Source organism: Citrifermentans bremense R1 (assembly GCF_000426865.1).
GTDB classification, from domain to species: domain Bacteria; phylum Desulfobacterota; class Desulfuromonadia; order Geobacterales; family Geobacteraceae; genus Geomonas; species Geomonas bremensis.
Genome location: NZ_AUGE01000001.1, coordinates 332,693 through 354,158, shown reverse-complemented (window position 1 = coordinate 354,158; position 21,466 = coordinate 332,693). Strand labels below are relative to the sequence as shown.

Below are 21,466 nucleotides of genomic sequence, written 5' to 3'. Positions count from 1 at the left end.
TCGGGGCCGGTAAAAGGAGCCGGGAGATATGAGCAAGCCTGTTTTTGTCGGACTCGACATAGGTGCGTCAAGGACGAAGGTCGCCGTCATGGATGCAGACGGCGCCCTGATCGGGTACGCGGTGAAGAAATCGGGCACCGATTTCGGCCGGACCGCGTCGGCGTGCCTCGATATCTCGCTGAAGATGGCGGGGGCCACGCGGTCCCACGTGGAGCGGGCGGTGGCGACGGGGTACGGCAGGGCCAACGTCCCCTTCGTCACGAAGACCAGCAAGACGGAGATCGGGTGCCTGGCCAGAGGATGCAGCCATTACTTCCCCGGGGCGCTATCCATCATCGACATCGGCGGGCAGGACAACAAGATCGTCAAGCTGGACGCTGCCGGCAGGCGGAGCAGCTTCAAGATGAACCGCAAGTGCGCGGCCGGCACCGGCGCCTTCCTGGAGGAAATGGCCGGGCGTCTCGACATCCCCCTGGAGGAAATGAACGACCTGGCCCGGCAGTCGGAGGAGATGGTCAAACTGGGAAGCTACTGCACGGTCTTCTCCGGCACCGAGGTCCTGGAAAGCATCCGGCACGGCAAAAAGGTGAGCGACATCGTCAAGGGGATCTTCTACTCGGTCATCAAGAGGGTCCTGGAGATGGATTCGCTCACCGACCGGGTGGTCATGACGGGTGGGGTGGTGGCGCACAACCCGTACCTGGTCCGCATGACGGAGGAGCTGATCGGGCGCGAGGTGCTCCTCCCCAAACTCCCGCAACTGGCAGGCGCCGTCGGCGCCGCGCTCTACGCCAGGGCGGGAGAAGCCGCCGCCGTATCGCAACCGCTGCTAAGGAGGGTGAAATGAAAGAAGAAGCCAAGCCGGCAAGGAAGAAGATAGAGGCCACGAGCCTCATGAACAGGATCATGGCCGATTACTTCCTGGACCTGAACCAGGCGTCCGCAAGCGGCAGCCGCAAGGTCGCCTGGTGCACGAGCGTAGGCCCCGCCGAACTCCTGAGGGCCATGGGCTTTGCCGTGCACTTCCCGGAAAATCACGCCGCCATGCTGGGAGCGACGCGCCTTGCCACCGACCTGATCCCGGAGGCGAACGCCATAGGGTACTCGCCCGACATCTGCTCCTACCTCACCTCCGATCTCGGCGCCTATCTCAAAGGGTTCACCCCGCTCGCCAAGGCCTACCCCGGCATAGCGGCGGTCCCCAAGCCCGACGTGCTGGTCTACAACACCAACCAGTGCCGCGACGTGCAGGACTGGTTCGCCTGGTACGCCCGGGAGCTGGGGGTACCGTGCATCGGCATCACCTCGCCTAAGAACGTGAACGAGGTGACCGACGCCCACGTGGATGACGTGACGAGGCAGCTGGAGGCGCTGGTCCCGGTGCTGGAGGAGATCACCGGCGCGCCCCTCGACCTCGCGCGGCTGAAGGAAGTGGTAGCTCTTTCGCGCGACTGCACCGAGCTCTGGAAAGAGGTCCTGGAGACGGCCACAGCGGTCCCCGCGCCGCTCACCTTCTTCGACGGGACCATCCACATGGGGCCGGCCGTGGTGCTCCGGGGGACACCGCAGGCGGTCGAGTACTACCGGGTGCTCCTGGCCGAGTTGGAGCAGAGAAAGGCTACGCGGGAGGCGGCGGTCGCCGGCGAGCAATTCCGCATCTACTGGGACGGCATGCCGGTGTGGGGGCGCCTCAGGCCGCACTCCGAGCTCTTCGCGGGGCTTAGGGCCAACGTGGTCGCCTCCACCTACTGCTCCAGCTGGATCTTCCCCTCCTTCGACGCGGAAGAGCCGCTGCGCAGCATGGCCAAGGCGTACCTGGAGCTCTTTATCGTCCGCTCCGACGCCTACAAGGAGCGCTACCTGGCCGATATGACGAAGAAATTCCGTATCGACGGGATCGTCTACCACGACGCCAAAACCTGCCCCTACAACTCCAACAGCCGCTACGGCATGCCGCAGCGCCTGGAGGCGGAGACGGGGCTGCCGTACCTCGTCATCTCCGGCGATCTCAACGACATGCGCTGCGTCTCCGACGAACAGACCAAAACCAACGTGGAAGCATTCATCGAACAACTCGAGGAGGGGAAATGACCATGCTGGATTCACTTTTCAAGCCCAAGGCCGTCGCGATCGTCGGCGCCTCCACCAAGGAACTCTCCATAGGGAACGTCATCATCCGCAACCTGCAGCGCTACGGCTACCGCGGGAAGATCTATCCGCTGAACCCCAACGCGCCCGAGGTCTGCGGCCTTAAGGCCTACAAGACGCTCGACGAGATTCCCGACCAAGTCGATCTGGCCCACGTCATCATCCCCAGCCAGTTCGTGCCGCAGACCATCGAGGAGTGCGGCAGGAAGGGGATCAAGGCGGTCATCATCAACTCGGCCGGTTTCTGCGAGCTGGGGGAGGAGGGGGCGCAGCTGCAGGACGATTTCCTGCGCCGCGGCAAGGAGTTCGGGGTGCGGGTCTTCGGCCCCAACTGCCAGGGGATCATCAATTCCGACCCGGCGCTGAAGGCGTACTGCAACTTCACCTTCACCTTTCCCGAGCCGGGGCACGTCTCGGTGGTGGCGCTGAGCGGCGGCGTAGGGGCGCTCATCATGCAGGCGCTCGCGGATCTCGGGGTGGGGCAGCGTTTCTACGCCTCCAACGGCAACGCCTGCGACATCTCCGTGACCGAGATCCTCAGCTACTACGGCGAGGACGAGGCTACCAAGGCGGTGGTCCTTTACACCGAAGGGTTCCCGAACCCGGGCGAATTCCTGGCGGTAGCACGCGAGGTCGCGGCGAAGAAACCGATCCTCGCCATGAAGGCCGGGCGCACCGAACAGGGGGCGAAGGCCGCCTCCTCGCACACCGGTTCGCTGGCCGGGGTCGACATCGCCACCGAGTTCATCTTCGAGAAGACCGGCATCCTCTCCTTCATCGACGAGGGGGAGATGGCCAGAGCCGCCATGGCCTTCGCCACCCAGCCGATACCCAAGGGGAACCGGGTGGGGATCATCACCAACACCGGCGGACCGGCCGTCATAGCCACGGACGTCCTGGTCTCCTGCGGGCTGGACGTACCGAAACTCTCCGCGGAGTCCATCGAGCGCTTGAGGCCGAGCCAGCTCCCGGAGGCGGCCCTGGAGAACCCGATCGACGTGGTGGCGACGGCAGGCGGGGCGCAGTTTCGCGGCGCGCTCGACCTGTTCCTTTCCGAGGAGGGGATTGACAGCATCTTCATCAACTTCGTCACCGCCCCCTTCACCGACACAGACGAGGTGGCCCGGCAGATAGTGGAGGTGAACCGGCTGGCCAAAAAGCCGATCGTCTGCAACTTCATGACCGACCTGAGCCAGGAGCGTTTCCGGAAAACGAGGGACATCCTCAAAGAAGGTGGGGTGCCGATCTACGCGAACCCCTCGGACGCCGCCAAGGCCCTGGGGGCGCTGGCCCAGTACGGGCGCCTGCGCCGGCGCGACATCGGCCGCCCGGAAAAGCGCGGCGGCGTGGATGCGGCGCGGGCCCAGGCGGTCGTCGACCAGGCGCGCAAGGAGGGGCGCCAGGTACTCTCCGCGACCGACGTCTATTCCATCTTCGAGGCCTACGGCATCCCGGTGGCGCCGTGGCGGATGGCGGGAAGCGCCGCCGAGGCGGCCGCCGCGGCGGAAGCGGTCGGCTACCCGGTGGTGGTGAAGGTCGACTGCGAGGAGATCGACCACAAAAGCGACATGGGGGGGGTGGCCGTCAACCTGAAGGACGGAGCCGCCGTCGCCGCCGCGGTCGAGTCGATGCAGGAGCAGCTTTCGAGCTTCGGGAAACTCAGGTTCCTGGTGCAGAAATTCCTCCCCGGGGGGCGCGAGCTGATCGTCGGCGCCACCGAACAGCCCGGGCTCGGGCACCTGGTGATGTTCGGCCTGGGGGGGATCTACGTGGAGGTGCTGAAGGACGTCTCCTTCAAGATTTCCCCGGTGACCCGGGTGGAGGCGGGGGAGATGCTTTCCTCCATCAAGACCGCGGCGCTCCTTAACGGCGTGCGCGGCGAGAAGGGTATCGACCGGGAGGCGGTCACCGAGTTGATCGAGCGCGTCTCCCAGCTTTTGAGCGATCTCCCCATGATCCGCGAGATGGACCTGAACCCGGTCATGGCGTTTGAAAAAGGGGCCTTTGCCGTCGACGGCAGGATCAGGATCTGATCCGCACCGACGGCCAACAATAAACCAACAGGAGGAACTTCGATGCTTAAGAAAGCGTACATACCCTACCGCGGTTACTACAGCACCCCCTTCGCCAAGTGGCAGGGGACCCTCGCCAACGAACACTCCATCGTCTTTGGCGCCGCCACTTCCAAGAGGTTTTTCGAGAGCAAGGGGTGGGACCCCAAGAGCATCGAGTACCTGCTGGTGGGGAGCACCGTGTACCAGAAGCAGTGGTTCTACAGCGGGCCGTGGGCCGCGGCGCTGATGGGGGCCGAAGCCACCCCCGGCATCCTGGTGAGCCAGGCCTGCTCCACCTCCACCTTTTCCATCTATCAGGCGGGTATGGGGGTGGAGACCGGGATGTTCGAGAACAGCTGGTGCCTCATGGCCGACCGCCTCTCCAACGGCCCCCACGCCGCCTGGCCCAACCCCGCGGGCCCCGGCGGCCAGCAGATCGCCGAGGACTGGGTCATGGACAACTTCGGCAGGGACCCCTGGGCCGGCGACGCCATGATCCAGACCGCGGAAAACGTGGCCAAGGAGTACGGGGTGACCCGGGAGGAGTGCGACGCACTCACGCTAAGGCGCCAGGAGCAGTACCTCGATTCCCTCGCCAACGACCGCGAGTTCCAGAAGAGGTATCTGTTCCCGGCCCAGGTGCAGCTCTCCAAGAAGAAATCCATCCTCCTGGAGGCGGACGAGGGGGTGGTCACCAGCACCAGGGAAGGGCTTGCCTCCCTGAACCCGGTCCTCCCCGGCGGCGTGCACACCTTCGGCGCCCAGACCCACCCGGCCGACGGCAACGCGGGGATCTGCGTCACCACGCGGGAGAAGGCGAGGGAGCTTTCCGCGGACCCCGGCGTCGAGGTGCAGTTGCTCTCCTTCGGATTCGCCCGGACCAAGAAGGCGCACATGGCCGCGGCCGTGGCCCCGTCGGCGCAGATGGCGCTCGCCGAGGCGGGGATCAAGGCATCCGACCTGGGCGCGGTGAAGACCCACAACCCCTTCGCCGCGAACGACATCGTCATGGCCAAGGTGATGGGGCTCGATCTCGACAACATGAACAACTACGGCTCCTCGCTCATCTTCGGCCATCCGCAGGCCGCCACCGGAGCGAGGCTCATCGTCGAGGGGATCGAGGAACTTGCCCAGAAGGGGGGAGGCTACCTCCTCTTCTCCGGCTGCGCGGCAGGCGACACCGCGGCGTCACTCGTTTTGAAGGTCAATTAGAAAAGGTTCTTCAGGGAATTCCGGGGAGCCTCGCGTCCCCTCCCCCTGTGGGGGAGGGGAGACAGACGCCACAAGGGTCAACATAATCCTGGTATCCAGCGGGCGGGTGAGCTGGCTGGGCGGAATGGAGCGTTCCGCCAGAGGGACAGGCACCTACGGAGCCAGTCCCTTCCGCCCCCGCCCGAAGCCATCAACCATTTTCAAAGGGAGCGAAACCATGGGCTATCAGTTCCTCAATATGAACCGGGAAGACCGGGTCCTCACCATCAGCTTGAACCGTCCCCCCACCAACCCGCTCAGTCGCGGCTTCGGCGAGGAGCTGCTCAAGGCCTTCACCGAGGCGGAGGGGATGGACGACGTGAACGTGGTGGTCATCACCAGCGCGCTGGAGAAGGCTTTCATCGCCGGCGCCGACATCAAGGAGATGTCCGCCATGGGGCAGGCCGAATCCGAGGCCTTCTCGAAGCTTTTGCAGGACGCCAACAACACCCTCGACCGGATGAAGAAGGTGGTCATCGCCGCCATCAACGGCCATGCCCTGGGAGGGGGGTGCGAACTCGCCATGGCGTGCGACTACCGCTTCATGGCGGCAGGGAAGGCGTTGATCGGCCTTCCGGAGGCGGGGCTCGGCATCGTGCCGGGCGCGGGGGGGACCCAGCGGCTGCCGCGCCTGGTGGGGCTTGCCAAGGCGAAAGACATCCTTTTGTGGGGCAAGGTGATGGGGCCCGATGAGGCGCTCGCCATTGGGCTCGTGGACCGGGTGATCCCGGCTGAGAGCTTCCTCGACGAGGTGATGGAATTCGCCCACCGCCTTGCCTCCGGCGCCGGCAAGGCGCTCGGCTTCATCAAGGTGGCGGTCAACGAAGCGGTGGACCTCCCCATGGAGCAGGCGCTGGCGGTTGAGCGCAAATACGGCCTGGCGAACCTGCTCACCCACGACGCGAAGGAAGGGCTCACCGCCTTCGGCGAGAAGAGAAAACCAAACTTTTTAAGCAGATAGCGTCCACGCGACTTTCGATATCGAGACAGCTCACCACGATTGCAAAAAGGAGGATACGCATGAACTTCGAGGATATCAGGACAGTGGGAATGGCGGGCGCCGGCAGCATGGGGGCGGGAATCGCCCAGGTGGCGGCGATGGCGGGGCTCAAGGTGCAGGTGGTGGACACCGGCGAGGGGGCGTGCGACCGCGCCAGAAAGACCATCGTCAAGAGCCTGGAGCGGATCGTCAAGAAGGGGAGCATGACGGAAGCCCAGATGGAGGAGACCCTGGGGCGGATCAGTTTCTCCACCGATGTGGCGAGCTTCAAAGGGATTCCCTTCATCTTCGAGGCGGTGTTCGAGGACATCGGGGTGAAGAAGGAACTCTTCGCCAAACTCGACGCGGTCTGCGGCGACGACACCATCTACGCCACCAACACCTCTTCCATCTCCATCACCGAGATGGCGGCCCTGGTGAAAAATCCGGCGAATTTCGTCGGAATGCACTTCTTCAACCCGGTGCCGGTGATGAAGCTGGTCGAGGTGATTCCCGCGCTGCAGACGGCTGAGGCGACCAAGAACCTCGCCCTCGCCATGTCCAAAGCGCTCGGCAAGACCTCCATCACCTGCAAGGACACGCCGGGTTTCGTGGTGAACCGCCTCTTCGTCCCCTACATCATCGACGCGGTCCGGCTGCTCGAAGAAGGGGTGGCGTCTGCCGAGGACATCGACACCGCCATGAAGCTCGGCTGCAACATGCCCATGGGGCCGCTCGAATTCCAGGACTTCGCCGGGGTCGACATCGGCTACCACGTCACCAACATCTTCCACGAGTACCTGAAGCAGGAGCGCTTCGCCCCCCCGGGGCTCTTGCGCAACATGATCAAGGCGGGCTACCTGGGCCGAAAAGCGGGACGAGGGTTCTACGAGTACCCGGCGAGCTGAAAGGGGATCACTTAGCCCAGGCGTTCCCGCCCCCGGAGGGGGAGGTGTGCTTTCTCATGGACAAAACAACGCCGCAGGCGGGATCAGCGGCTAATCGGTAACCGAAAAAGGAGGGATAGGCATGGCTGCAACGATCTGGAAGGAAATCAAGAACTGGCGCGAGATCTACAACTCGCGCGTCACCACTGCCGACGAGGCGCTCAAATCGGTCAACTCCGGGGACCGTCTCTACCTGACCGGCAACGCCTCCGTCCCCATGCAACTGTTGGAAGCGCTGGTGAAGCGGGCGCCGGAGCTGCGAGACGTCGAGGTCTCCCAGGTGCTCACCATCTGCCCTCAGGACTACGTCTCCCCCGAGATGCAGGGGCACGTGCGGGTCAACACCATGTTCATCAGCCCCAACGTCCGCCAGGCGGTAAACGAGGGGCGCGCCGACTTCACCCCGGTGCTCCTCTCCGAGTTCCCCCTGCTCTTCAAAAACGGCCATCTCCCGCTGGACGTGGCGCTTTTGAACGTCTCCTTGCCCGACGAAAACGGTTTTTGCTCGCTGGGGGGGGAGGCCGGCCTCACCATGACGGCGGCCGAGTCGGCCCGGATCGTCATCGCCCAGGTGAACAAGAAGATGCCGCGCACGCTGGGGGACACCTTCTTCCACGTCTCGCGCATGACCCACATCGTCGAGGTGGATGCGCCCCTGACCGAAAGGCACATGGCGGAGGAGGGAGACCCCGAGATCGTCGAGCAGATAGCGGGGCACATCTCCAGCCTCATCCCCGACGGCGCCACCATGCAGCTCGGCATAGGCGCCATTCCCGACGCGGTCTTGAAGCACCTGTTCAGCAAGAAGGACCTGGGCATCCATTCCGAACTGATATCCGACGGCGTCATCGATTTGGTGGAGGCCGGCGTCGTCAACTGCTCCAGGAAGACCCTGCACCCGGGCAAGATCGTCTGCGGCTTCCTCCTTGGGACCAAGCGTCTCTACGACTGGGCGCACAACAACCCGATGATCGAGCTGCGCCGCACCGAGTACGTGAACGACCCCTTCGTGGTGGCGCAAAACGAGCGCATGGTCTCGGTGAACGCCGCCATCGAGGTCGACTTCACCGGGCAGATCTGCGCGGACAGCATCGGCCCCAGGATGTACTCGGCGGTCGGCGGTCAGATGGATTTCGTCTACGGCGCGTCCCGCTCCAAGGGAGGCGTCGCGGTGATCACCATGCCGAGCACCTCGACCCTCAGGGACGGATCCGTGGTCAGCAAGATCACGCCGCTTTTGAAGCACGGGGCCGGCGTGGTGACGAGCCGCAACCACGTGCGCTACCTGGTGACCGAATACGGTGCTGCTGACCTCTACGCGAAGAGCGTCCGCCAGCGCACCCAGGCGCTGATAAGCGTCGCCCACCCCATGTTCCGGGACGAGCTGACCGAGAAGGCGAAGGAGCTCAGGTACATCTAAAAACCGGACGGGCAGGCGCAACGCCGCCTGCCCGTCCGCCGCACAGCCAGCCGATACGGCCAACGCGATAAAGGAACCTCAACCATGAAAAAGATAATCTCCGGCAACGAAGCGATTGCCTTGAGCTTTGAAGATTCCGGCGGCGTCTTTGCCTCCGGCTATCCCGGCACGCCCAGCACCGAAACGCTGGAAGAAGTCGCCCGCCTGGGAAACGTGTACTGCGAATGGGCCCCGAACGAAAAGGTCGGGCTGGAATCGGCCATCGGCGCCTCCCTTGCCGGCGGCAGGGCGCTCGCCACCATGAAGCACGTGGGGGTGAACGTCGCGGCCGACGCGCTGATGACCCTCACCTATACCGGGGTGAACGCGGGCCTCATCCTGATGGCGGCCGACGACCCGGGGATGCATTCGTCCCAGAACGAGCAGGACAGCCGCAACTACGCGAAGTTCGCCAAGATCCCGATGCTCGATCCCGCCGATTCCCAGGAGGCCTACGACTACGTCCGGGCCGGTTTCGAGATCTCGGAGCGCTTCGACACCCCGGTTATGCTGCGCACCACCACCCGCATCTCCCACGCCAAGGGGATCGTGGAGCAAAAGGGGAAGGTGGAGCCGAAGGTGGGGGATCTCGCCAAAGACGTGCCCAAGTACGTGATGCTTCCCAACTTCGGGAAGATCAAGCACATAGCTGTCGAGGAGCGGCTTTTGAAGCTGCAGGCCTTCGCCGAGGAGTCTCCGCTTAACCGGGTGGAGATGAACGACCCGGAACTGGGGATCATCACCTCCGGCATCTCCTACCAGCACGCCAAAGAAGCGTTCCCGCAGGCCTCCTTCCTGAAGCTCGGGCTGGTGCACCCGCTGCCGGAGCAAAAGATCCGCGACTTCGCCTCCAAGGTGGGGCGGCTCATGGTGGTGGAGGAGATGGACGCCATCTTCGAGGAGCAGATCCGCGCCCTGGGGATCCGGGTCGACATCGGCAAGGACCGCATCTCGCTTTGCGGCGAGGTCTGCGCCGACATCGTCCGCGAGGCTGCCGGCGCCCCGGCCACCTCCGCGAAGACGCAGCCGGCGAACGATCTCCCCTTGCGCCCCCCGACCTTCTGCCCCGGCTGCGCCCACCGCGGCCTCTATTCCATCCTGAGCAAGCTGAAGGTCTTCGTCTCCGGGGACATCGGCTGCTACACCCTGGGCGCGCTTCCTCCCCTAAGCGCCATGCATACCTGCATCTGCATGGGGGCGAGCATCAGCGCAGCCCACGGCATCGCCAAGGTGAACGAGATCGCCGGCAGGACCGAGAAACCGGTTGCCGTCATCGGCGACTCCACCTTCTTTCATTCCGGGATCACCGGCCTTTTGAGCATGTCCTACAACGCGGGGAACGCCCTGGTCATCATCATGGACAACCGCACCACCGGCATGACCGGCGGTCAGGAGAACCCAGGTTCCGGGAGACTGATCCAGGGCAATCCGGCAAAAGAGGTGGACATGGTGTCGCTCGTGAAGGTGCTGGGAATCGAAAACGTCTACGAGATCAACTCCTACAACCTGAAGGAGACCGAGGACGCCATCAGGCGCGGGCTGGAGACGCCGGGTCCCTACGTCCTCGTGGACAAGAACCCCTGCATACTGCGCTACCGGGTGAAAAAGCCGCTGGTCCAGGTATCGGCCGACAAATGCACCGGCTGCCGTGCCTGCCTCAAGGCCTCCTGCGTCGCGCTCGGTCTGCAGGGATCCGGAGACAAGCCGAAGGTCGCCATCGACCCCAACATCTGCAACGGGTGCGGGGTCTGCACCCAGCACTGTAAATTCGACGCCATGACCGTCGCAAGCGGAGGAAGCCATGAAAGCATTTAACATCGTCATCGCCGGGGTAGGGGGGCAGGGGGTGCTGATGGCCTCCAAGGTGCTGGCCGAAAGCGCCCTGGCAAGCCGCATGGACGTAAAGCAAAACGAGGTTCACGGCATGGCCCAGCGGGGGGGGAGCGTCATCTCCTTCGTCCGCATCGGCGCCAAGGTGCACTCGCCGGTGGTGCTTCCGGGGACTGCCGACATCCTCATCTCCTTCGAGCCTTTGGAGGCGCTGCGCTACCTGCACTACCTGAAACCCGGCGGGAAACTTGTCTACAACAAGGCGTGCATCAACCCGAGCACCGTGGCGGCGGGTCTTGCCACCTATCCCGGCGACGTCCCGCAGCGGATAGCCGCGGCCTGCCCCGGCGCCCGGGCGATAGATGCGCTGCAGGTGGCGCAGCAGGCCGGAAACGCCAAGGCGGTGAACATGGTCATGGTCGGCTCGGTCATGAAGGGGCTCCCCATCGACGCGGAGGTCGTCGAGGGTGTGGTCAGGGAGATATCCCGCGGCAAGGGGGAGGAAGTCAATATGGCCGCGCTGCGCGGAGGAGCCGCTACGGCGTGATTCCGTGCGCGGTAGGGAAGGGACATAGGGAGGGGGACAGGCACCTGACGGAGCCAGTCCCACCCGTGGCGCCAACATAGAGAGAGGGAGGCATCTATGAAACTGAAACAGCTGTCGGTCTTTCTGGAAAATTCACCCGGCCGCCTGTACCAGGCGGCCAGCGCGCTGGGAGATGCCGGCCTCAACCTGCGATCCCTAAGCATCTGCGACACGGCGGGCTTCGGCGTACTGCGCATCCTGGTGTCGGACGTGGCCAAGGCGCGGCGCGTGATCATGGAACAACAGCTTCCGGCACGTGTCGACGACGTCGTCGCCATCGAGATCGAAGACCGGCCGGGTAGCCTCGCCAACCGGGTGCTCAAGCTCTTTCTGGATTACCAGGTCAACGTCGAGTACATGTACGCGCTTGCCGGCACCGGGCCTTCCTCCGGTAAGGCTGTCATGGTGCTGCGCTTCAACGACAACGACCGGGCCATAGAGCTGATGCTGCAAAACGGCATCAAGATCCTGGACGCCGTGGCCTTCGGCATGGCCGAGGCCCAGCCGGCCTAGTGCCAGCTCTCCTTCCCCCGGAGGGGGGAGGCCGGGAGGGGGGAAGAACAGGCTGGCCCCCTCCCTGACCCTCCCCCTCCGGGGGCGGGGATTTGTGGGTGTGGCACCCCCCTTTGAGAAGGGGGACTTTCCGCTGAGGCTTAACGAGAGATCCTCGATCAAGTAAATCTTTAGAGCAAGGAGAGACGCCATGAAGGGAAATAGCAGTTATACGCCAAAGAAGTTCGCGGTCATAGGCGCCGGCCCTGTCGGGTGCGTGCTCGCCGCTTTCCTGACCCGGGGAGGATTCGAAGTAACCCTCTGCGATGTCGTCCCCACCCTGCTCGTGCCGGCCCTCGACCCGGGGATCATCATCGAGGGGGCCGATTCGCTCCAAGCGAAGGTCGCCAAGGTGACCACCACCCTCGACGATATCGTAAGCGACCCACCCGACGTCATCTTCGTCACCGTGAAGGCGACCGCTCTCCCCTTGATAGCCTCGGCGCTGGAAGGGTTCGTCGCCGACGGGCGCTACGTGGTCAGCTGGCAAAACGGCATCGATACCGAACTGGAACTGGCCAAGCATCTGGGGACCAAGGCCGTGATGCGCGCCGTGGTCAATTACGGCTGCGTGCCGCTGAGCCCCGCACACGTGCGGGTTGCCTTCCATCACCGCCCCCATTTTCTCCAGGAGTTGGACCCGGAGTCGCGCGAGGCGGCCGTCGGCATCTGTGAAGCCTTGAGCGGGACCGGGCTCGAGACCCAGCACACCGACCGGATCGTGGACAAGGTGTGGCGCAAGTCCGTGATGAACTCCTGCATGAACGCCATATGTGCGGTGACCGGCAAGACCATGGTGCAGATCATACTCGACCCCATCCTGTTGAACCTGGTGGACTCGTTGATCAAGGAGGGGGTCGCGGTAGCGAGGGCGAACGAATTCACGCTGGGGTCCGACTTCTACCCCTACTGCATCAACTACCTGAAGAACGCGGGGAACCACAAGCCCTCCATGCTGCAGGACATCGAGGCGGGACGTAGGACCGAAGTCGACTACATCAACGGCAAGATCGTCGAGTACGGCGCGCAGGCCGGTATGCCCACCCCCTACAACACCATGATCCACGGTTTGGTGAAGGCGCTGGAGTGCAGGCCGTTCGATGAGGCCAAAGCTGCGTGAGGAGTTAATGCGCCAGAAGCAAACTTTTTTCCTGGTTCCCAAGGTGGACCTTGGGAACGAGATTAATCAGGAGAAAGTTTGGCAGAAAGTCCCCTCCCCTGGAGGGGGAGGGACAGGGTGGGGGAAGAGGGGAGGTGCGTCGGCGGAGGGAAATACGGGTTTTGATAGGGCAACTACCTGACCGGACACTGGGAGAAACGAACATGAATTGAAGCGGTTTTTGGTGCGACACCTAAAAAGGAGAGGAATCAATGGTGGATAAGGAAATCGATTGGGCGGCCATAGCCAGCCATCCGAAGTTCGTGGAGCTGCACCAGGCGAAGATGAGGTTTCTGGTAGGGCTGTGGGTTTTTGGGGCGACGTCGTATTTTCTGCTGCTGGTCGGGGCCGTATCCTTCCCCGATCTGTTCAACGCCCGAATCTTGGGGCGGCTCAACTTCGGCTACCTGTTCTGCCTGTTCCAATTCGTGCTGGCCTGGGCCATCGCCATCATCTACACGCGCAAATCCAACCGGGAATTCGATCCCCTCACCACTGAACTCGTCGAGATGATCGTAAAGGAGGAATGCCAATGAGATACATGTTCCTTCCCTTGCTGATGGTACTGATCTTCGGCGCCTCCGCGCTTGCAGCCGATGTGTCTGCCCAGGCGGCCCCAGGCGGCCCCAATGCCGTAGCAGTCGCCGCTGCCAAGGTCCCGCCGGGGCTCGCCGCTTCCCCGCAATCGCCGGCTGCCGCCGCTGCCAAGGCACCGGTCCCGGCGCCGGGCGGCAAGAAGATGCAGACCAACCGCACGTTCACCATCAGCATGTTCCTCCTGATCATCGCGGCGACCGCCGGGATCGTGGTCTGGGCCTCGAAAAGCACCACCACCGCATCCGATTATTACGCGGCGGGCGGGGGCATTTCCGGGATACAGAACGGCTGGGCCATCGCCGGAGATTTCCTCTCCGCCGCGACCTTCCTAGGGATCACCGGACTCATGTCCCTTTTCGGCCCGGACGGGTTCATGTACTCGGTAGGTATCATCATCAGCTTTCTCACCATCCTCCTCATCATCGCCGAGCCGTGCCGCAACGCCGGCAAGTACACCCTGGGCGACATCCTCGCCTTCCGTTCCTCGTCCCGCGTAGTGCGCGGGGTCGCGGCTCTCTCCGCCGTGGTGGTCTCCATTTTCTACCTGCTCGGGCAGATGGTGGGGGCGGGGAAACTGATGCAGCTCCTTTTGGGGATTCCCTACAAGGTGTCGATCATAGGGGTCGGCGCACTGATCATCGTCTACGTGGCGCTGGGCGGGATGAAGGCGACCACCTGGGTGCAGATCATCAAGGCCGCGCTCCTCATGTTCACCGGGGTCGTCCTCTCCGCCGGGATACTCTGGAAATCCGGATTCAGCCTCTTTTCCTTCTTCGACAGCGTTGCGACCAGCCCGGAGATCCAGGATCACGTGCGCGGCGTCATGAAGCACCCGGTCGCGCAGCCGGGATTCGATTACGGCCAGCGCTTCCTGGAGTTGGGGCTTTTCTTCAAGAACCCGCTGGACCAGGTATCGCTGGGACTCGCCTGGATCCTCGGCGCCGCCGGTCTGCCTCACGTCATGATGCGGTTTTTCACCGTTCCCAACGCCAAGGAAGCGAGAAAGAGCGTGGTTGCCTCCATGTTCCTGATCGGCCTGTTCCTGATCATGGTTTCCTTCCTGGGCTTCGGCGCCGCCCTTTACGTCACGCCGCAGAAGATCATGGCGCTCGATAAGGGGGGGAACATGGCGGGGCTCATGATCGCGCAGTACATCGGCGGCGGGGCGGGTACCGTTACCGGAGACCTGCTCCTGGCCTTTGTCTGTGCCGTCGCTTTCGCCACCATACTTGCGGTCGTCTCTGGTCTGGTGCTCGCCTCCTCGGCGGCCATCGCCCACGACCTGTACGTCAACGTCTTCAAAAAAGGGAAAGCGGATCAGGGGACCCAGATAAAGGTGGCCAGGGTGGCATCGTTTTTCGTCGGCGCCATCGCCATCGTGCTCGGCATTGCCTGTGAAAATCTCAACATCGCGCAGTTGGTCGGCCTTGCGCTTGCCGTGGTGGCTTCGGCGAACTTCCCCGTCCTGATCTTCGCGCTGTTCTGGAAGCGGTTCAATTCAGCCGGGATCATCGCCGGCCTGGTGGTCGGCACCGTGGTGACCATCGGGATCCTGATGGTTTCGCCGAACATGACCTATCCCAAGAAGGTGGCGGCCGACGCCCAGAAGGTCGTGCTCGCCCTGGAGAAAAAGCAAAGCGAGGCTGGTGGGCTTTCCGCCGCGGAGTTGAAAACGCTGGAAAAGGCGAAATCGGATTACGTGCTGAACAAGGACGGGACCTCGCTGGTGGGGCTCGACGCGCCGCTGTTCCCGCTCAAGAACCCGGGGATACTCTCCGTCCCCATCGGGTTTTTCGTTACCGTCGCCGCCACGCTGCTGTTCCGCAACCGTCGCGAGGAAGAGATGTTCGAAGAACTGTTCGTCCGGCAGACCACGGGATACGGCGTGGCCAAGGCGGTCAAGCATTGATGACTGCGCGGGACTCTGCCGCAAATTCGGAAGTGGCGGCGAGCGGATGCACGAAACTCCCCCTCCCCTGGCGGGAGGGGGAGAGTTGGAAACAGTTCGATCTTGATAGTGCAAAAAAATTTAGCGGCCAACGGTTGGTTAGGGGATCAGGGTAGGTGGAGGGAAGGGGATCTGAGGCTAGCACTCAGTAGAGGTCGGGGCTGGCGAAAGGATCCTGGAGGCGGAAGGAGGTATCCCCTTTTTGCTGCAGGCTCCCCAGGCGATAGGCAAGCTGCGGGCGGGTGAGACCCAAGACCCTCGCTGAAGCGGCGAGGTTTCCCCCCTCCTTCTCCACCGCGGCCCTGATCAGCATCCCCTCCACCTGCTCAAGGGTCAGCCCCCCTTCGAGGACCACCTCGCAGAGCTCCTTTCCCGCCGATTCCCGGTTGATGTCGAGGCTCCCGGTGCTGCTGACCCCGTATTCGACTGTTCCATCTTCCGCAGTGGAGGAGAACATCTGGTCCAGCTCTATCCGGGCGCCGGGCTGGGCCAGGATCACCCCCCGCTCCACCATGTTTTGCAGCTCCCGGATGTTTCCCGGCCACTGGTAAGCCAAAAGGGCCTTCTTCGCCTTGTCGGTGAACCCCCGCAGCTTCTTTCCCTGTATCGCCGCGTACTTCTCGACGAAGCGCTCCGCAAGGAGCATGATGTCGTCCTTGCGCTCCCTTAAAGAGGGGATCTTGACCAGGAATGCGTTCAGGCGGTAGTAGAGGTCGGAGCGGAATTTTCCTTCTTGCACCAGCTGTTTCAGGTCGATGTTGGTTGCAGCAACGAGCCTTACGTCCACCTTGCGGACCTTGTGGTCCCCCAGCCGCTCGATTTCCCCTTCCTGCAACACGCGCAGCAGTTTTGCCTGCGCCGGCAGCGGCAGATCGCCGATCTCGTCCAGGAACAAGGTGCCGCCGCTGGCCCGCTCGAAGCGTCCCGGGCGCGAGGTGAGGGCGCCTGTGTACGCTCCCTTCTCCACGCCGAAGAGCTCCGACTCCACAAGGTCGTGAGGGATGGCGGCGCAGTTCACGGCGATGAAGGATTCCTTGCTCCTGCTGCTTTTCTCATGCAGGGTGCGCGCGAAGACCTCCTTGCCCACCCCGGTCTCTCCCTGCAAAAGGACGGTGATCTGGCTTCCCGCTGCCTGCTTGAGGAGGCCGAAGGCGGTGGTGAAGGCCTGAGACTTGCCTACCACGTCCGCCGGCAGCTTCTCCTTTTCGTTAATAGCGGAGCGCAGTTCCACCACCTGGGTCTGCAGTTCCATCAGCTCGTCCACGATCGGGTCGGGATGGAATATCCTCCTGAATTCGGCTGCGTCCTCCCACTCCTCAAGCGGTTTGCCGACGGTGCGGCAATACCTGTCCCCCTTGCCGATGCACTCCACCTCCTTGTAGAGGATGGGGCGCCCCATGAGCGTCGAGGTGTAGCCGCAGGCGTACCCCAGCTGGCTCCAGCAGGTCGGCGCGGTGTGCACTCCGTAGTGCTTCTTGTGCCAGTTCCCTTCCCAGGAGTTCTCCCACATGAACTGGCCGGAAAATTTGCCGGCCGCGCGGTCCACGTCCAACTCCAGGGTGGTCACCTTGGCGATTCCCTCCAGGGTGTGCAGCTGTGTCCCGACCAGGAAGGCCTCCTGGTCCGAGACCCCCTCCAGCTGTCTTTTGAACACCTCGGCGTCCTGGGCGCCGGAGGCGAATCCCATGCGCATGAGCAGGGCCCGAGCCCGGTCCATGCCCAGGGTGTCGATCAGCTCCCGGCGCATCGCCCCTTGCGCCTCCGCGTGGATCAGCAGCATGCGGTGCTCGTGCAGCCAGATGTTGCCGGTGTCGGAGCAGAAATGGACCAGGGAGCGCACTTTGTTCTTCGTCGCCTCGCCGGAGATGCTCTTCTTTTTCTGCGTTTTGCTCATCTTGGTACTGCCCTCCGATCTTCCTTTTCATCAAACAGAAGCTCCGCGGATCTCTCACCTCTGCCCCTCTACCACCTGCGGAAAAGTGCCACAATCCCTCGCCCCCGTCCCTCTCCCAGAGGGCGAGGGGAGACTAGAGACCCGCCTCTTGACTTTGCGCTCGTTCCCAAGGTCCACCTTGGGAACGCAACCGCCTGCCGAAGCTCCTGCTTCCCTTGAGATGCAAAACTGGAGCTTTGCACCGCATTGGGTTCCCAAGCTGGAGCTTGGGAACTAGGAAAGTTCCACCTCGGGGACGAGGAGATTAATTATGGTAATTTAATACTGTAATGCTGGAAAACAATGTTATATAGAAACGTAGCCATTTGCAAGCCGCTTTTCTTTGCCTGCCGCGTATACGCCCCGATACCGCCTTTTTACTCCCGCCCGCAATCATAGATAACCGCACATGATGAACCGCATGCGCTCCCTTTGCAGCGTGAGTTCTTAGTCCCGGATCTCGCAATATGTATATTTTTACCTTTAAAAACAAATAGATACTTTGACGACTAGGGTATTTGCCGGATGAGGCGCTGCATCACGGATATCATCAAATGATGAAACGCCCCTCGTTTCCTCTCCGGAAATTCATCATTTGATAAAAAGAGCATCCACCCCTCCCGCCCGCGGATAAGTCGCATGCGGCAAGATTTGCTCTCCCGCTATTTTGACAATGCAGCGATATCACTTGGTTTCTTCATAATCTAAAATCTTGCACACAACCGAAAACATTGTTTTGGCATTGCCCGTGCTAATAGGTGGGATGTGTCTGGCAGAAAGATTCAGGTGCGGAGTTGGAGCGTCGGACGGCATGCAGCTGGTACGGTTTGATAAGGTAACAATTTAATAACAATATGATTAGTCGTTGCTGTGGTTTTGCTGTAGGCGCCGTTTTATCAAGCTCGGCGTGTTTATTTTTTCAGTAAAACATTTGTTTGATAGATCCAAAAAGGAGGACGGGCCATGAGTGTACCGGGGGAAGGGCAGGACGGCGTGACCATGGAAGCAATGGAGGCAGCCTGTGTCGAGGCGGAGAAAAATCCCTCGGCCGCGGCCCCGGGTTTCGGACAGCTCGTGGTCTACCTTGCGCTGTTCATGGGGCTCAGTTGGGCGCTGATGTACTTCGTCCCTACAGGGTTCCTCTTCACCGTGCTGCTGCCGGCTTCCTTCTACATGCTCTTCAGCATCGTCGTGTTCTGCCCGCTGGTTTCGGGGGGGTGGCCGTTTGCGCCCCCCTTGGGCAACTGGAAACCGGCCGACGGCGCCTTGAAGCCGGGGCTGTCGACCACGGCGCTCATTGCCGGGGTCGCCGTCGCCGGGCCCCTGGCCACTACCTACCTCTACCCCCGCTTCCCGCTCTTCCCGGTCGGGTTCTGGTGGGGCATCATCCTCTTCACCGTGACCCTTTGGTATGCCTTCACCTGGAACGGTTGGCCGCTGAACCAGAAGTGCTCGCCGGCTCTGCGCGGCATCGGCGGCGCGGCGGTCATTCTCGGCATCACCGCGCTCTTGTGGCAGCTGGTGAACCTGTCCGGCACCCCTTTCGCCGGCGCCCCCTACGATTCAAAGGGGCCCTTCCAGGCGGAGTGGTTCTTCGGGTTGCTGGTCTGGATCATCGTCTGGATCCAGGCTTTCTCCAACGTGCTCAGCTTCCAGCAGTGGCCCTACTACAAGCTCCCGCAGCCTGTCGGCGAGATCGTCAACACCGCCATCTGCATCCTGCTCGGCTGGCTCTGCTGGACCGTGAGCCTCAAGTTCATGTCGCCGACCTTCTCCTTCGCGGCAGTCGGGGGCTCCATCATCGGCATGCAGAACTTCCACGGCGCCATCTTCGGCTACTACCCCTTTGGCAAATACAAGCAGCCCAAGCGCGGCATCTGCAACTTCGCCACCGAACTGGTCCTGGCGTTTGGCTGGATCGCCCTGATGCGGCTGATCATGCCTCCCGTCCTCGCCAAGGTGCAGGCGGCAGGGCTCCCTTTCGACCTGAACGTGGTTTCCGTCTTGTTCACGCTCCACTTCGTGGCCCTTTTGACGCTGATCCACAACTTCTATTTCCTGAGGGCGCCGCTGTCCCCGAGCGGTCCTCCTCCCGCGCCGGAATAACCCTGCAGGCCCAGTAAAGGGAAACGGAAAGAACGCATCACCTGCCCAAGAGGAGTCGGAAATGGAAAAGCAAGCCGGCAAATACCAGGTGAAGATCCTGGGTATCGAGGAATATCGGGCGCTGACCGCGTGCCAGAGCGCCTGCCCGGTGGGGACCGACACCAAGCGCTATGTAAGCGCCATCTCCCAGGGAGATTACGAGAAGGCCTACCTGATCGCCAGGCAGACCAACCCGCTGGTCTCGGTCTGCAGCAGGGTCTGCACCGCACCCTGCGAGAAGTCCTGCCGCAAAGGGGCGACCGGGAACCCGGTGGACATCCGGGCGCTGAAGCGTTTCGCCTGCGACCGGCACGGCGCCGCTTCCGCCAAGTCCGTGGTAGAGCGCCTGGACGAGCTGTCGCGGCGCTCCGACTGGGTGAGCGACCGCTCCGGCAACCACGTGCTGAACCTCTCCAGGCATTTAGGCAAGGCGAAATCGAAAGGTAAGGCAGGCGCCCAGGCTGCGCGGGTCGCCATCGTCGGTTCCGGGCCTACCGGCCTCTCCGCGGCCCACGACCTGGCGCTTCTGGGTTATGCCGTGACCATCTTCGAGGCAGCGCCCCATGCCGGCGGGCAACTCCGGTCGGGCATTCCGGCCTTCCGCCTCCCCAAGGAGGTGCTGCAAAAGGAGATCGACGCCATCCTCGATCTCGGGGTGGAACTTAAGCTGAACACCACCGTCGGCGTCGACCTCACCCTGGAGCAGCTGCGCGGGGAGGGATACCAGGCGGTCTTTCTCACCATCGGCCTGCAGGACCCCATGCGGATCGAGATCGAGGGGACCAACCTGCACGGGGTCTACAACGGCATCGACTACGTCCGCCATCACGAAAAGATCGACCTCGGTAAGAGCTGTCTCGTTATCGGCGGGGGCGGGGTCGCCATCGACTGCGCCCAGCACGCGGTGCGCCAGGGGGCGGAGCAGGTGATGATCGCCTGCCTGGAATCGTGGGAGACCATGCCGGCCAGCCGGGTAGAGATCGAGGACGCGCAGGAAGAGGGGATCCGCTTCTACCCGTCCATGGGGCCGCAGTGTTTCCTGGGAGAAAACGGCAGGGTCACCGGGGTCCGGTTCCTGAAGGTGGCGTCGATCCTGGACGGGGAGGGGAGGTTCAACCCGAGCTACGTACCGGACTCGGCGGAGGTGTTCCGGGTGGACTCGGTAATCCTCGCGGTGGGGCAGGCATCGAACCTCTGCTCGCTCAAAGGGCTTGAGGGGCTGGAGGTAACCCCGGCCGGGCAGATCAAGGCTGGCGACGACATGTCCACCAGCCTCCCCGGGGTCTTCGCCGGAGGGGACGTGCGCTGGCGCTTCGCCAGGAACGCCACTGAGGCCATCGCCGACGGGCAGAAGGCTGCGCGCTCCATCCACGGCTACCTGCGGGGCGAGTCGCTCAAGGTCAGGCAGACGGGGTACATGAGGGCGCTGCCGGAGGGGTTCCAGAACACCCGCTGCGACACCATCGCCGCCGCCAAGATCCCCAAGAGGGAGGCGGAGGAGAGGGTGAGGACCCGGGAGGAGATCACCCTCGGCTTCGAGGAAAAAGAGGCCCGTGAGCAGGCGGCCCGCTGCCGGCAGTGCAGCATCCAGACCGTCTTCGACCGCTCCCGCTGCCTTTTGTGCGGCACCTGCGTCGACACCTGCGTGCAGGGGACGCTGAAGCTGGTGCGCCTGGAGGATATCGAGGGGGACGAGAGGCTCTCGCAGTTAACGGCGGCACTGAAGAAAGGGGCCCCCGGGGCGAAGGCCCGGACCGCGATCATCAAGGACGAGACTAGGTGCGTCTCCTGCGGCATGTGCGCGCGGCGCTGCCCCGGCGGGGCCATCACCATGGCGGAGTTCAACCTGGACGAGGAATGGGAATAAAGAGGAGAAAA

Annotated in this window: 16 protein-coding genes; 15 read left to right on the top strand and 1 reads right to left on the bottom strand. The window is 63.0% G+C overall.

The features are described from left to right. Positions 1-28: 28 nt before the first annotated feature. The 13 genes from K419_RS0101605 to K419_RS0101540 all read left to right on the top strand — a co-directional run bounded on the left by K419_RS0101605 (position 29) and on the right by K419_RS0101540 (position 15,471). Positions 29-847, top strand: a complete 819-nt coding sequence (locus tag K419_RS0101605) for an acyl-CoA dehydratase activase (RefSeq protein ID WP_026840031.1) — start codon at positions 29-31, stop codon at positions 845-847. Beyond that, positions 844-2,091, top strand: a complete 1,248-nt coding sequence (locus K419_RS0101600) for a 2-hydroxyacyl-CoA dehydratase subunit D (RefSeq protein WP_026840030.1) — start codon at positions 844-846, stop codon at positions 2,089-2,091. The genes K419_RS0101605 and K419_RS0101600 overlap by 4 nt, the downstream gene beginning before the upstream one ends. Further along, the gene (locus K419_RS0101595) at positions 2,088-4,181 is read left to right on the top strand and encodes an acetate--CoA ligase family protein (protein ID WP_026840029.1); all 2,094 of its coding nucleotides are present in this window, start codon (positions 2,088-2,090) and stop codon (positions 4,179-4,181) included. The genes K419_RS0101600 and K419_RS0101595 overlap by 4 nt, the downstream gene beginning before the upstream one ends. Before the next feature lie 42 nt (positions 4,182-4,223). After that, entirely contained in the window at positions 4,224-5,414 is a 1,191-nt protein-coding gene (locus K419_RS0101590; protein ID WP_026840028.1) for a thiolase family protein, read from the top strand. A 217-nt stretch (positions 5,415-5,631) separates the two neighbouring features. Beyond that, positions 5,632-6,414, top strand: coding sequence for an enoyl-CoA hydratase/isomerase family protein (locus K419_RS0101585; RefSeq protein WP_026840027.1), 783 nt, complete (start codon positions 5,632-5,634; stop codon positions 6,412-6,414). A gap of 59 nt (positions 6,415-6,473) precedes the next feature. After that, the gene (locus K419_RS0101580; protein ID WP_026840026.1) at positions 6,474-7,340 is read left to right on the top strand and encodes a 3-hydroxyacyl-CoA dehydrogenase family protein; all 867 of its coding nucleotides are present in this window, start codon (positions 6,474-6,476) and stop codon (positions 7,338-7,340) included. 121 nt (positions 7,341-7,461) lie between these two features. Next, positions 7,462-8,799 carry an acetyl-CoA hydrolase/transferase family protein gene (locus K419_RS0101575; protein ID WP_051292825.1) on the top strand — a complete coding sequence of 446 codons (1,338 nt, stop codon included), beginning with the start codon at positions 7,462-7,464 and terminating at the stop codon, positions 8,797-8,799. A gap of 84 nt (positions 8,800-8,883) precedes the next feature. Beyond that, positions 8,884-10,653, top strand: a complete 1,770-nt coding sequence (gene iorA, locus K419_RS0101570) for an indolepyruvate ferredoxin oxidoreductase subunit alpha (RefSeq protein WP_026840024.1) — start codon at positions 8,884-8,886, stop codon at positions 10,651-10,653. After that, the gene (locus tag K419_RS0101565; RefSeq protein ID WP_026840023.1) at positions 10,640-11,215 is read left to right on the top strand and encodes an indolepyruvate oxidoreductase subunit beta; all 576 of its coding nucleotides are present in this window, start codon (positions 10,640-10,642) and stop codon (positions 11,213-11,215) included. Before iorA ends, K419_RS0101565 begins: the two co-directional genes overlap by 14 nt. Positions 11,216-11,311: 96 nt before the next feature. Further along, complete coding sequence (locus tag K419_RS0101560) at positions 11,312-11,767, top strand: amino acid-binding protein (RefSeq protein ID WP_026840022.1); 456 nt, start codon at positions 11,312-11,314, stop codon at positions 11,765-11,767. Positions 11,768-11,957: 190 nt separating this feature from the next. Then, positions 11,958-12,926, top strand: a complete 969-nt coding sequence (locus K419_RS0101555; protein ID WP_026840021.1) for a ketopantoate reductase family protein — start codon at positions 11,958-11,960, stop codon at positions 12,924-12,926. A gap of 251 nt (positions 12,927-13,177) precedes the next feature. Beyond that, positions 13,178-13,501 (top strand): DUF485 domain-containing protein, encoded by a 324-nt coding sequence (locus tag K419_RS0101545; protein ID WP_026840020.1) that lies wholly within the window; start codon positions 13,178-13,180, stop codon positions 13,499-13,501. Further along, positions 13,498-15,471, top strand: coding sequence for a solute symporter family protein (locus K419_RS0101540; RefSeq protein ID WP_026840019.1), 1,974 nt, complete (start codon positions 13,498-13,500; stop codon positions 15,469-15,471). The genes K419_RS0101545 and K419_RS0101540 overlap by 4 nt, the downstream gene beginning before the upstream one ends. 184 nt (positions 15,472-15,655) lie before the next feature. On the opposite strand, the gene K419_RS0101535 is transcribed toward K419_RS0101540, so the two are convergent. Continuing rightward, positions 15,656-17,404 (bottom strand): sigma-54-dependent Fis family transcriptional regulator, encoded by a 1,749-nt coding sequence (locus K419_RS0101535; protein ID WP_026840018.1) that lies wholly within the window; start codon positions 17,402-17,404, stop codon positions 15,656-15,658. A gap of 1,002 nt (positions 17,405-18,406) precedes the next feature. On the opposite strand from K419_RS0101535, the gene K419_RS0101530 reads away from it, so the two are divergent. Both K419_RS0101530 and K419_RS0101525 read left to right on the top strand, forming a co-directional pair. After that, positions 18,407-19,549 (top strand): hypothetical protein, encoded by a 1,143-nt coding sequence (locus K419_RS0101530; RefSeq protein ID WP_026840017.1) that lies wholly within the window; start codon positions 18,407-18,409, stop codon positions 19,547-19,549. A gap of 61 nt (positions 19,550-19,610) precedes the next feature. Beyond that, complete coding sequence (locus K419_RS0101525) at positions 19,611-21,455, top strand: FAD-dependent oxidoreductase (protein WP_026840016.1); 1,845 nt, start codon at positions 19,611-19,613, stop codon at positions 21,453-21,455. Positions 21,456-21,466 lie beyond the last annotated feature (11 nt).

What these genes read in the sequence shown, in the direction of transcription:
- K419_RS0101605 (WP_026840031.1), top strand. Translation starts at nt 29, where the DNA reads ATGAGCAAGCCTGTTTTTGTCGGACTCGACATAGGTGCGTCAAGGACG.
- K419_RS0101600 (WP_026840030.1), top strand. Translation starts at nt 844, where the DNA reads ATGAAAGAAGAAGCCAAGCCGGCAAGGAAGAAGATAGAGGCCACGAGC.
- K419_RS0101595 (WP_026840029.1), top strand. Translation starts at nt 2,088, where the DNA reads ATGACCATGCTGGATTCACTTTTCAAGCCCAAGGCCGTCGCGATCGTC.
- K419_RS0101590 (WP_026840028.1), top strand. Translation starts at nt 4,224, where the DNA reads ATGCTTAAGAAAGCGTACATACCCTACCGCGGTTACTACAGCACCCCC.
- K419_RS0101585 (WP_026840027.1), top strand. Translation starts at nt 5,632, where the DNA reads ATGGGCTATCAGTTCCTCAATATGAACCGGGAAGACCGGGTCCTCACC.
- K419_RS0101580 (WP_026840026.1), top strand. Translation starts at nt 6,474, where the DNA reads ATGAACTTCGAGGATATCAGGACAGTGGGAATGGCGGGCGCCGGCAGC.
- K419_RS0101575 (WP_051292825.1), top strand. Translation starts at nt 7,462, where the DNA reads ATGGCTGCAACGATCTGGAAGGAAATCAAGAACTGGCGCGAGATCTAC.
- iorA (WP_026840024.1), top strand. Translation starts at nt 8,884, where the DNA reads ATGAAAAAGATAATCTCCGGCAACGAAGCGATTGCCTTGAGCTTTGAA.
- K419_RS0101565 (WP_026840023.1), top strand. Translation starts at nt 10,640, where the DNA reads ATGAAAGCATTTAACATCGTCATCGCCGGGGTAGGGGGGCAGGGGGTG.
- K419_RS0101560 (WP_026840022.1), top strand. Translation starts at nt 11,312, where the DNA reads ATGAAACTGAAACAGCTGTCGGTCTTTCTGGAAAATTCACCCGGCCGC.
- K419_RS0101555 (WP_026840021.1), top strand. Translation starts at nt 11,958, where the DNA reads ATGAAGGGAAATAGCAGTTATACGCCAAAGAAGTTCGCGGTCATAGGC.
- K419_RS0101545 (WP_026840020.1), top strand. Translation starts at nt 13,178, where the DNA reads ATGGTGGATAAGGAAATCGATTGGGCGGCCATAGCCAGCCATCCGAAG.
- K419_RS0101540 (WP_026840019.1), top strand. Translation starts at nt 13,498, where the DNA reads ATGAGATACATGTTCCTTCCCTTGCTGATGGTACTGATCTTCGGCGCC.
- K419_RS0101535 (WP_026840018.1), bottom strand. Translation starts at nt 17,404, where the DNA reads ATGAGCAAAACGCAGAAAAAGAAGAGCATCTCCGGCGAGGCGACGAAG.
- K419_RS0101530 (WP_026840017.1), top strand. Translation starts at nt 18,407, where the DNA reads ATGAGTGTACCGGGGGAAGGGCAGGACGGCGTGACCATGGAAGCAATG.
- K419_RS0101525 (WP_026840016.1), top strand. Translation starts at nt 19,611, where the DNA reads ATGGAAAAGCAAGCCGGCAAATACCAGGTGAAGATCCTGGGTATCGAG.